Origin of the sequence: Nonomuraea maheshkhaliensis, from assembly GCF_039529435.1 — a bacterium.
In the GTDB taxonomy this organism is placed as follows: domain Bacteria; phylum Actinomycetota; class Actinomycetes; order Streptosporangiales; family Streptosporangiaceae; genus Nonomuraea; species Nonomuraea maheshkhaliensis.
The window spans coordinates 1-10,389 of the sequence record NZ_BAAAMU010000213.1; the positions used below are offsets into that span (position 1 = coordinate 1).

At 74.2% G+C, this 10,389-nt stretch carries 9 protein-coding genes and 1 pseudogene; 6 read left to right on the forward strand and 4 right to left on the reverse strand.

From position 1 onward, the window contains the following. From ABFX54_RS54505 to ABFX54_RS54520, 4 genes and pseudogenes are all read left to right on the forward strand, one after another. Positions 1–1,554, forward strand: a pseudogene (locus tag ABFX54_RS54505) (hypothetical protein); the annotation flags it as partial. Positions 1,555–1,565: 11 nt separating this feature from the next. Further along, a complete protein-coding gene (locus ABFX54_RS54510) occupies positions 1,566–2,549 on the forward strand; it encodes an ROK family protein (protein WP_346115226.1) in 984 nt (327 codons plus the stop codon). After that, complete coding sequence (locus ABFX54_RS54515) at positions 2,546–3,289, forward strand: N-acetylmannosamine-6-phosphate 2-epimerase (protein ID WP_346115227.1); 744 nt, start codon at positions 2,546–2,548, stop codon at positions 3,287–3,289. The genes ABFX54_RS54510 and ABFX54_RS54515 overlap by 4 nt, the downstream gene beginning before the upstream one ends. A 137-nt stretch (positions 3,290–3,426) precedes the next feature. Continuing rightward, positions 3,427–3,789, forward strand: coding sequence for a DUF488 domain-containing protein (locus ABFX54_RS54520; RefSeq protein ID WP_346115228.1), 363 nt, complete (start codon positions 3,427–3,429; stop codon positions 3,787–3,789). A gap of 41 nt (positions 3,790–3,830) precedes the next feature. On the opposite strand, the gene ABFX54_RS54525 is transcribed toward ABFX54_RS54520, so the two are convergent. The 3 genes from ABFX54_RS54525 to ABFX54_RS54535 all read right to left on the reverse strand — a co-directional run bounded on the left by ABFX54_RS54525 (position 3,831) and on the right by ABFX54_RS54535 (position 6,048). Continuing rightward, entirely contained in the window at positions 3,831–4,445 is a 615-nt protein-coding gene (locus tag ABFX54_RS54525) for a hypothetical protein (RefSeq protein ID WP_346115229.1), read from the reverse strand. Between the two features lie 94 nt (positions 4,446–4,539). Further along, positions 4,540–5,475, reverse strand: a complete 936-nt coding sequence (locus ABFX54_RS54530; protein ID WP_346115230.1) for a LysR family transcriptional regulator — start codon at positions 5,473–5,475, stop codon at positions 4,540–4,542. A 90-nt stretch (positions 5,476–5,565) separates the two neighbouring features. Then, positions 5,566–6,048, reverse strand: coding sequence for a cation:proton antiporter regulatory subunit (locus ABFX54_RS54535; protein ID WP_346115231.1), 483 nt, complete (start codon positions 6,046–6,048; stop codon positions 5,566–5,568). Between the two features lie 254 nt (positions 6,049–6,302). Here ABFX54_RS54535 and ABFX54_RS54540 point away from each other — a divergent pair, with 254 nt between their 5' ends. Further along, complete coding sequence (locus tag ABFX54_RS54540) at positions 6,303–8,051, forward strand: potassium/proton antiporter (protein WP_346115232.1); 1,749 nt, start codon at positions 6,303–6,305, stop codon at positions 8,049–8,051. Positions 8,052–8,069: 18 nt separating this feature from the next. On the opposite strand, the gene ABFX54_RS54545 is transcribed toward ABFX54_RS54540, so the two are convergent. After that, entirely contained in the window at positions 8,070–8,171 is a 102-nt protein-coding gene (locus tag ABFX54_RS54545) for an RIP homotypic interaction motif-containing protein (RefSeq protein ID WP_346115233.1), read from the reverse strand. A gap of 770 nt (positions 8,172–8,941) precedes the next feature. Between ABFX54_RS54545 and ABFX54_RS54550 the strand changes: the two genes are divergently transcribed. Beyond that, a partial coding sequence (locus tag ABFX54_RS54550) for a helix-turn-helix domain-containing protein (RefSeq protein WP_346115234.1) occupies positions 8,942–10,389 on the forward strand: 1,448 nt, incomplete at its 3' end.

The following is a 10,389-nucleotide window of genomic DNA, read 5'->3' on the forward strand; positions in this document are numbered from 1 at the left end:
CCCGCCGCGGCGGGGGCGCCCGCCGGGGAGGCGGGGGCCACGGCGGGCGCCGCCGTCGACCTGGCGACCGCCGCCACCATCGCGTTCCGCTTCTCAAGCACGTTCACCCGGCTCCCGACCCGCGACGAAGCCCTCACCTTGATCGCCGAGGCCCGGAAGACGGTCACCGAGGGATCGGCCGGTGGACGTGCGGTTGGCGAGGACCCGATTGGTGCGCGTCTGGATGGCGAGGAGCGGGCCGGTGAGCATGCGGCTGACGTGGGCCCGGTCGGCGAGCATTCGGCTGGCATGGGGCCGGCCGGTGCGGGTCCGGCCGACGACGGTTCGGCCGGAGCGGATCCGGCCGTGCGGGCTGCCCTGGCGCTGGCTGAGGCCGCGGTGCTCACCGACGCGTTCGGGGCCGCCCAGGGGCCGCCCGGCAACGCCGTACAGGAGACGAACGCGCGCGCCGAGCGGGCGGTCGAGCTGGCCCGCGAGACCGGCGACCCGCTCGCCGAGTCGGCCGCACTCGACGCGCTCACCGGCGCCCAGAGCTGGGCCGGCGACACGTTCGCCACGGCGGCCACGGCCCGGCACCGGATCGCGCTCCTGTCGTCCTCGCCGATCCCACCGGCCCGCACCCGTGAGGTGTTCTCGCAGGCCGGCACCCACGAGAGGATGTCGTCGGCGGGCACCCACGAGATGATCTCCCCGGCCGCGACGCACGAGATGATCGACGCGCTCGGCATCGCCGTCGAGGCCGGTCTGGGCGCGGGGGACGTGCTCGGCGCCCGCCAGTGGGCGCGCCGGCTGGCCGAGCATCCGTCGCTGGCGGAGGCGGGTCACCGCGCCACGTGCCGGCTGCTGATGGTCGACGCGCTGGCGGGCGACGTCGGCGAGGTGCTCACCGGCAGCGTCCGGTTCCTCGACTCATGGCGGCGGGCGGGCAGCCCCTCCCGGTCGATACTGTCCCCGGCGGCGGCCGGCGTGGCGATGATCCATGGCCTCCGCGGCGACCGGGACGCCCGGCGCGAATGGCAGGAGGTCCTGGAGCAACTCGGCAGCCCACCGGAGCACACCTACGGCTACGGGGCGGTCTTCGACGCGATACTCCTGCTGCACCGCGGGCAGGCAGCGGAAGCGCTGGAGCGGATGGCCCCCGAGCCCCGCCAAGTGTGGAAATGGGTCACCTGGATCTGGCTCCACTGGTACGTCGCGCTCCGGGCCGAAGCGGCCGTACTCGCCGGAAGCCCCGACGCCCGCGTCCGGCTGACCGAGGCAGGGGAACTCGTCGCGGGCAACCCGGTCGCCTCCGCCATCGTGCACCGAGCCCAGGCCCTGCTCAGCGGAGACGGGGAAGCGCTGGTCGCCACGGCGGACGCGTTCGCCGCCGCCGGCTGCCCGTACCAGTCCGCACGAACCCTGCTGCTCGCGGGCGGCGACCACGCCGAACGCGGCGCCTCCGCCCTCGCCGCCCTCGGCATCACCCCCATGACCCCGTCCCCCGGCCCAGTGCCCGGAACGCGCCCGTCTGACGTGAGCTCCGGAAAGACCGGAGGAGGGACGCCGCTGTGAAGGGGCCAGAGATGAGGAGCGAGTCCGGGCCGGTCGCTGGGGTCGTCGAGGGGACGGAGACCTCCACCGGGCTGGTCGTCGGGGTGGACATCGGTGGGACGAAGACCGCTGCCGGGCTGGTCGACCCGTCCGGTGCCCTGCTGGACACCGCGACCCGGCCGACCCCCGCCGCCGAGGGACGCGAGGCCATCCTCGACACCGCCGCCGAGCTCGTCCGTTCCGTCGCCGCCGACCGCTGGGGGAGCGTCACCGCGGTCGGCGTCGGCAGCGCGGGAGTCATCGACCCGGAACGCGGAGTGGTGGTCTCCGCCACCCGCGCCCTGGCCGGGTGGGCGGGCACCGACCTGCGCGGCGGCCTGTCCCGCAGGCTCGGCGGCCTGCCCGTCGCGACCGGCAACGACGTGCACGCGCACGCCCTCGGCGAGCAGTGGCGCGGCGCCGCAGCCGGGTGCGCGGACGTGCTGCTGGTCGCCGTCGGCACCGGCGTCGGCGCCTCCATCGTGCTCGGCGGAAGGGTACGGTACGGACCGCGCTCGGTGGCCGGGCACGCGGGCCACATGCCCGTGCCCGCGGCGGCCGGCGCGCCCTGTCCATGCGGCGGCACGGGGCACGTGGAGGCGGTCGCGTCAGGCCCAGCGCTGCTCGCCGAGTACCGCCGCAGGGGTGGGACACGGGCCGCGGACCTCGCCGAGGTCGCCCGGCTCGCCGCCGCCGGCGACCCGCCGGCCACGGACGTCCTGGCCGCCGGCGGGATCGCACTGGGCCAGGCGATCGGCGGGCTGATGAACGTCATCGACCCGGAGATCGTGGTCATCGGGGGAGGCGTCGCCGGCTGCGGCGCCGCCTGGTGGCAGCCGGTACGCGCGGCCATCGCCGTCGAGACGCTGCCCGCCCTGCGCGACGTCCCGATCGTGCCCGCCGCCCTCTCCGCGACCGCCGCCCTCCTGGGCGCCGCCCGCCTGGCTTCACCACCACCCACCCGGAAGGATCCATGACGTCCCATCGGCAAGGCCCCACGACATCGACGGCCCCCGGCCGCCCAACAGCGCTGGACGCCATCCGTGGCCGTCTCGTGGTCTCCTGTCAGGCGTACCCCGGTGAGCCGATGCGTGACCCCGGCACCATGTGCCGCATCGCGCAGGCGGCCGCCGCCGGTGGGGCCGCCGGGATCCGGGCTCAGGGGATCGAGGACCTGCGCCGCATCAGGGCCGCGCTCGACCTGCCGCTCATCGGTCTGTGGAAGGACGGCGACGGTGAGGTGTTCATCACGCCGACCCTCGATCACGCCCTCGCCGTCGCCGGAACGGGGGCCGACATCGTGGCGGTGGACGGCACCCTGCGGCCACGCCCCGACGGCCGGACGTTCGCGGAGATCATCGCCGCCGTGCACGACCGTACGGGCAGGCTCGTCATGGCGGACGTCTCCACCTACGAGGAGGGCGTCGCCGCCGCCGAGGCGGGCGCGGACGTCGTCGGGACGACGCTGGCCGGGCACACGCCGCACTCCCGGCCGGGGCCGGGCCCCGACCTTGAGCTGGTCGCCGCGCTCAGCCACGACCTGCCCGTCCCGGTGATCGCCGAGGGGCGCATCCACACGCCTGAGCAGGCCGCCGCGGCCGTCGAGGCGGGCGCGCACGCCGTCGTGGTCGGCACCGCCATCACCCATCCCACGACCATCACCCGCTGGTTCGCCGACAGCGTCAGCCGATCGCCACGGGGGGTCCATCCCAAGTGAGGCCGTACGGCAACCCCGTTGTCAGGGGACCACACCCGTCGTGGAGGAGTCTCTGAACTCGGCTTGACATCCGTCGGCGTAGCGTCGGGGCATGAGAGGGACGACGGCGGGCAGGCCTCGGCGGGAAGGGGCGCAGCATGGCGGGTGACGGCGGAGTCCGGGTGCGCCGGGTCTACGAGGAGCCGGCCGGCGATGACGGCGCCAGGGTCCTGGTGGACCGGATCTGGCCGCGCGGGCTGAGCAAGGACAGGGCGCATCTCGACGAGTGGTGCAAGGACGTCGCCCCCTCGACGGAGCTGCGTACCTGGTACCGCCACGACCCCGACCTGTTCGCCGAGTTCGGCCGCCGCTACCGCGAGGAGCTCACCGAGCCGGGACGGGCGGCCGCGCTGGCGCACCTGCGCGAGCTCGCGCAAGGCGGCGTGCTGACCCTGCTCACCGCGACCAAGCAGGCGGAGATCAGCGAGGCGGCCGTGCTCGCCGAACTGCTCCGGGGGTGACGAGGGCTCAGACCGTGCCGGGCTTCGCACCGTGCCGGCGCTCAGCCGGGTGTCTCGGCCGCGAGCAGTTCGGCCGAGAGCAGGATGGGTGAGTCGAACGGGGAGCCGACGTGATAGGCCGCGTACCGTCCCGGGGCCAGCAGCCCCGCGTTCACCCTCGCCGTCAGCGAGTAGGTCAAGGGGCCCAGCCGCACCTCCCGCCCGCCGTCCCCGTCGCGTACCTCACCCACCACCCGCTGGACGGGCGCCGCCGCGCGCAGCACGCCGAGCAGGTCGCGGGCCTTGCTCTGGCGTAGGCCCACGGCCATGCCCATGAGGAGGAGCACGATGATCGGGCCGAAGAAGACGAGGACGAACAGGCTGTCGCCGGTGCGCGGCGCGCCGGTCACCACATTGATCAGGGCGGACACCAGGGGGATGACGAGCAGCACCAGCACCACCGCGCCGCTCAGGGCCAGCCCGGCCGCGTGGCGGGCGAGGCGGCGGATCAGCCGGCGCCGCTGCCGGGGAGCCAGCAGTCCGGCCCGGTTCGCGTCCAGGTCGGCGGGGGAGCAGCGCAGCTCCGTGGCCAGCAGCGCGGCCATCCCGCGTAAGGCGTCGAGGTCGTCCGCCCAGGCCGGAGCCGGCTCGACACGTTGACCTCCGTCGTACGGCATCCCGGCCCCCTCCGCCGAACCTGCGTCTCGATCACCATTGAGCCCGCCGGATCGCGCGATGTCCATGCCCCCACGGCCCGAGCCGCCCGATCGCTCACGAAACGGGGAAGAAGGCGCGGTCCGGGCCGGGCAGCCAGTGGGTCCCGGCGGAGTACGGGCGGAAGCGGTCCTTCACGTAGGCGATGAGCAGCGGCAGCGACGGGTGCCGGTTCGCCTCGTGCCACATGAGCGACCACGGGTACACCGGCGTGGGATCGATGATCGGGATCTCGACGACGTCAGGAGGCGTCGGATACTGCCGCTTGGTCCCGAACGTGACGACGTCCGGCGAGCCCGCCACCCGCTCCGCGATGTGATCACGCCCGAAGAACGGCCCCGAGCTGTCGATGCGAACCCCGAACTCGGCGCTGAGGAACCGGTAGAAGTCCGCCCACTCGCTGTCGTGGGCGGCGTTGCCCGGCATCCACGCCGTCGAGCCCGACAGCTCCTCCATCCGCACCCGCCTGCGCCTGGCCAGCCGGTGCCGGCGGCCGACCAGGACGGGGATGGGCTCCAGGCAGGCGGGGACGCGCCGGATCCCCGGAGCGAGCGGCTCCATGGCGCGGCCGAACGCCGCGTCGACCGAGCCGTCGGCGAGCGTCGACCCCCGCGAGCCGGCGCCACGGGAGACGACGATGTCGACGTCCACGTCCCCCGCCTCGTAGAAGGCCCGGACCAGGTCCATGGAGGCCGTGTCGCGGCCGAGCACGTCGATGCGCAGGGCGCGGCGGCGCGCCCGCAGCATCGCCGCGGCCTGGTCGGCCATGCTGATCAGCGCCCTGGCGTGGGGGAGGAAGGCGGCGCCGTCCTCGGTCGGCCTGACCCCGGAACGGGACCTGAGCAGCAGGGCCACGCCCAGGTCGGCTTCGAGCTTGGCGATCCGCTTGGACACGGCCTGCTGGCTCATGCCCACGCGGGCGGCCGCGTCGGTGAAGTGCCCGTCCTCGACGACGGCGAGAAAGGTCCTGACGGCGCCGAGGTCCAGCTCCATGAACCACTCCTGGTCGTCGTACGTCGGGTGTCGGCCGCAGCACATCGTAGGACGGATGCGCGGCGGCACCGGCACGACCAGGAGGCGCGCCTACCCGTTCGTCAGGATGTCCGCGACCTCCTGCACGCTCTCCTCGCTGCCCACGACGACGATCACGTCGCCGGCGTCCAGCGTGAACTCGGGTCCCGGGCTGGAGACGATCCGCGCGCCGCGCACCACCGCCACGATCGACGCGCCCGTACGGCTGCGCACCCGCGCGTCGCCCATGGTCCGGCCTGCGTACGGGGAACCGGCCGGGATGGGCAGCTTCTCGCTGACCAGCCCCTCCACCTGGTGGTGCAGCTCATCGAGCCGCCGGACGATGCGCGGCGCGCCGAGCAGCTCGGCCAGGGCGTCGGCCTCGTCGTCGTTCAGCACGACGACCGCGCCCGCCTGGTCAGGATCGTCGGCGTCGTAGATCACCAGGTCGCGGCGGCCGGTGCGGTACGAGACCACCCCGATGCGCCGCCCGGAGCTCGTCCCGAACAAATGTCGTAGTCCGATCCCTGGCAACGCCGTCTGCTCGATCTCCACCGGCCACCTCACGTCCTGTCCCGGTACGCGTGGACCGCGCCCGCACCCCGATCATTTCCGAGACCGTACCTGGCCAAAACCGTGGACATCACTTCCGCTCCCGATGGGTAACAGCCCCAGGGCGGCGCCGACGTCACGCCGTCCGCGCGCCGCCATCGCATCCACGACACCGTGATCCGGTAAGTGTCGATGCGAAGCTATGCCCCGTATCGTCACAGATCCAGACACTTTCCGCCGTCACGTAAGGGTTTACGATGAGTCTGCAGCAGCTGTACGGGGTGTTACTGGCCGGCGGGATGGTGCTGCTCGCCGGCATCGCCGCCGCACGCACCGCCAGCAGGCTCGGCCTGCCCAGCCTGCTGTTGTTCCTGGCTCTCGGCGTGCTGCTCGGCGAGGACGTGCTGGGCATCGACTTCGACGACGCCCAGCTGGCCCAGACCCTCGGCACCTCGGCGCTGGCCATCATCCTCGTCGAAGGCGGGCTGAGCACCCGGTGGGCCGACATCCGCCGGTTGCTGTTGCCGTCGGCCCTGCTGGCGACGGTCGGCGTCACGGTCAGTGTGGTGATCACGGCCGCCGGAGCGCACTACCTGCTCGGCATGAACCTGCAACTGGCGCTGCTGCTGGGCGCGATCATCTCCTCCACCGACGCCGCCGCCGTCTTCTCCGTCCTGCGCGTGCTGCCCCTGCCCCGCCGCATCGCGGGCATCGTGGAGGCCGAATCCGGCTTCAACGACGCCCCCACCGTCATCCTGGTGCTGGTCTTCTCCGCCGCCCCCGGCAACCTGGGCGATCCGCTCTCCATCGCCGGGCAGATCTCGTTCGAGCTGGCGGCGGGTGCCGCGATCGGGCTGGCCTGCGGCTGGGCCGGCACCCTCGCGCTGCGTTACGTGGCCCTGCCCGCCACCGGCCTCTATCCGCTGGCCACCGTCGGCCTGGGCATCATCTCCTTCGCCGCGGCGGGCGCCGTGCACGCCTCCGGCTTCATCGCCGCCTACCTGGTCGGCCTCGTGCTCGGCAACGCCGTCCTGCCGCACCGCGCCGCCACGCGCTCCTTCGCCGACGGCATCGGCTGGCTGGCCCAGATCGGCCTGTTCGTCATGCTCGGCCTGCTGGTCACCCCGAGCGAGCTGCCCGGCGTGCTGCTGCCCGCCGTCATCATCGGCGCGGTCCTGCTGCTGGTGTCCCGGCCCGCGTCCGTACTGGCGAGCCTGTTCCCCTTTCGCACCGGCTGGCGCGACCACGTCTTCATCTCCTGGGCCGGGCTGCGCGGCGCGGTGCCGATCGTGCTGGCCACCTACCCGATCGTCGCCGAGGTGCCGGGCAGTCATCAGCTGCTCAACATCGTCTTCGTCCTGGTCGTCCTGTTCACGCTGTTGCAGGGGCCGACGCTGCCGCTGCTCGCCCGCGTGCTCGGCATCGCCGCGCCGCACCAGGCCAGGGAGGTCGACATCGAGTCCGCGCCGCTCGACGTCCTGGCCGCCGAGCTGCTCACCCTCACCATTCCGCCCGGTTCGCGGCTGCACGGCGTGGAGATCTTCGAGCTGCGGCTGCCGAAACCGTCCATCGTCACCCTCATCGTCCGCGACGGCGACACGCTCGTCCCCGAGCCGGGAACGCTCCTACGGGAAGGCGACGAGGTCCTGATCGTCACCACGCCCGACACCCGTGACCGGGTGGAGCAGCGGCTGCGCGCCGTCGGCAGGGGCGGGCGGCTGGCCCACTGGCACGGCGAACACGGCGAGGCCGAGCCCGGCCGCACCCCGCCGACCGGCGCGCCGTCGTCGGCGACGCCGGTCTCCCCGGCCCGCGCCGAACCCGTCCCGGCGAGCGAGCCGGAGCACGACGCGGAAGGCGGCCCGGAAGAGGGTACGAGGGGGCCTGGACGCCCGAACTGGCGGACGAAGCTGGGCGGCCGGATCCGCCCCACGAAGATCACCCCGTCCGCCCCGCCCGAGGAGGAGTCGCTGCCCGAGGCCGAGTCCGACCGGGCCGTGAACTGACGCCCGGCGCCCGGCGGGTCAGGTGAAGGTGTTGGTCTGGGTGTTGCCGTCGCCGATCTGCACGCCCTTCGCCTCGTGCAGCACGACGGTGGGGCGCTGCCCGGCATGCGGCCCTCGCACCAGCGCCAGAAGTCCGCGGGCGGCCTGGAGGATCCCGGGACCCGATCCGCGCCCGCCGCCTCCAGCGCCGCCATCAGGCGTTCCGGCCCGTCCTGGGCGTCCCGGTCGAGCTCGTCGAGGGTGTCCTGATCGCCGGCGAGACGGCGGCGGACGGCGTCCCGCAGGCCCGTGTAGGCGTCCTGAACGGCCGTGGAAGCGGACGCGGTCACCCCGGCGGAGGCGCCGGCCGTCAGCGCGGCCACGATCAACTCGACTGCGGTCATGAGGCCCACCCGCACGACGACGTGCTCACCGATCTAACGCGCGGCGCTGCCGGATGATCGGCCGCCGTCCTGTTTGGCCCGGCGCGGATCGGGGCAGCGCTACAACCTTGCGGGATCGGCGGGCTGATGGCGGGACGCGGACGACGCGACCGCCGCACGGCGCCGCCGGGCGTCCGTCCGACGCGAAGGAGGCTCAATGGACACCGCAGGCTGGATCATCTCCGCCATCGGCATCATGATCGCCATCGGCATCGCCTGGAGGATCGGCAGAGGCAAGGACCGGACCGGCCGCTGACCCGGCTCCCCGCCGCCGGAGGATCGGCAGCACGGAGCCGCCGCTGACCCGGCTCCCCATCGCCCGGTGTATCGGCGGCGAAACCCGCCTTCCCAGGGCGCGAGGCCGTCGGGTGGAGTGCCCCGTTCATCCGCACTCGTGCGCGATGGCCGCGTGACATTGTGGTGTCATGGCGAGTGCCCGCCGCCGGCATCGGGGATCGAGGGAGTGTCATGTCAGCTGGGACAGCAGAGGGCTCCGGCGAGGCGGGCCGCAGCCTGGGAACACTCCTGCGCGCCTGGCGGGACCGGGCGCTGCTGACCCAGGAAGAGCTCGCCGACCGCGCGGGCGTCAACGCCAGGACCATCCGCCGGCTCGAAGGCGACCTCGTGGAGCGGCCCCGCGCGGCCTCGCTCCGGCTGCTGGCCGACGCACTTGGGCTCGACCCGCGGGAGCAGGACGTGCTCACCGCCGTGGCCCGTTCGCAGGCCGTACCGGCCGCGGAGCTTGATGAGCGGGACGGCGACGAGCCGCCCGAGGTGGTCGCCCCCGCCCCGCCCAGGCCCCGGCAGCTGCCGGTCGGCGTGGCCGGGTTCGCCGGGCGTACGGGAGCGCTGGAAGAGCTGGACCGCCACCTCGACGCGGGCGCGGGCGGGACGAGGATCTGCGTCGTCGCCGGCACGGCCGGAGTCGGCAAGACGTCCCTGGCGCTGCACTGGGCGCACCGGGCGCGCGGCCGGTTCGAGGACGGCGAGCTCTATCTGAACCTGCAGGGGTTCGGCCCGGCCGGCGAGGCGGTCGATCCGCGAGAGGCGCTGGGGGCGTTCCTGGAGGCCATGGGCGTGCCGCCGCGGCGCATCCCGGAGGAACCGGCGGCCAGGGCCGCGCTGTACCGGACGGCGCTGGCGGACAAGCGCATGCTGGTGCTGCTCGACAACGCCCGCGACGCCGAGCAGGTGCGCTGGCTGCTGCCCGGCGGCCCGGACTGCGGCGTCATCGTCACCAGCCGGCGCAGCCTGAGCGGCCTGATCACGGCGGAGGGGGCCGGCCTCGTCACGCTGGACCTGCTCTCGCGGACGGAGTCACGCGACCTGCTCGCCCACCGCCTCGGCCGTGACCGGATCGAGGCCGCCCCCGCCGCCACCGACGCGATCATCGACGCGTGCGCGCGGCTGCCCCTGGCCCTGGCCATCGCCGCGGGACGGGCGGTCACCAGCCCCGTCCTGCCGCTCGACGCCCTGGCCGCGGACCTGCGGCGGGACGGCGACCTGGGCGGGCTGAGCACCGGCGACCCGGCCACCAGCCTGCGGCTCGTGCTGGCCTGCTCCTACGACGTGCTGCCCGGCGACGTGGCGAGCCTGTTCCGGCTGCTCGCCGTCCATCCGGGCCCCGACCTCACCGTGGCGGCGGCGGCCAGCCTGGCGGGCGTCGACGAGGCGCGGGTCTCGCGACTGCTCGCCGCCCTGCTCGACGCGCACCTGATCACAGAGGTCACGCACGGCCGCTACGCCTGCCACGACCTGCTCCGCGCCTTCGCGCTGGAGCTGGCGGACGGGGCTGGGGGGATCGGCGAGAACGACTCAGCGGACGAGGCCGCAGGAACCGGCGAGATCTGCGCCGCGGACGGGGCCGCGAAGGCCGGTGAGATCGGGGCCATGGGTGCGGCCGGCGGGGGGGGGGA

Bases quoted from the DNA above. Each gene is read 5' to 3' on its own strand.
- ABFX54_RS54540 (WP_346115232.1), top strand. From the start codon at position 6,303: ATGAGTCTGCAGCAGCTGTACGGGGTGTTACTGGCCGGCGGGATGGTG.
- ABFX54_RS54510 (WP_346115226.1), top strand. From the start codon at position 1,566: ATGAGGAGCGAGTCCGGGCCGGTCGCTGGGGTCGTCGAGGGGACGGAG.
- ABFX54_RS54515 (WP_346115227.1), top strand. From the start codon at position 2,546: ATGACGTCCCATCGGCAAGGCCCCACGACATCGACGGCCCCCGGCCGC.
- ABFX54_RS54520 (WP_346115228.1), top strand. From the start codon at position 3,427: ATGGCGGGTGACGGCGGAGTCCGGGTGCGCCGGGTCTACGAGGAGCCG.
- ABFX54_RS54530 (WP_346115230.1), bottom strand. From the start codon at position 5,475: ATGGAGCTGGACCTCGGCGCCGTCAGGACCTTTCTCGCCGTCGTCGAG.
- ABFX54_RS54525 (WP_346115229.1), bottom strand. From the start codon at position 4,445: ATGCCGTACGACGGAGGTCAACGTGTCGAGCCGGCTCCGGCCTGGGCG.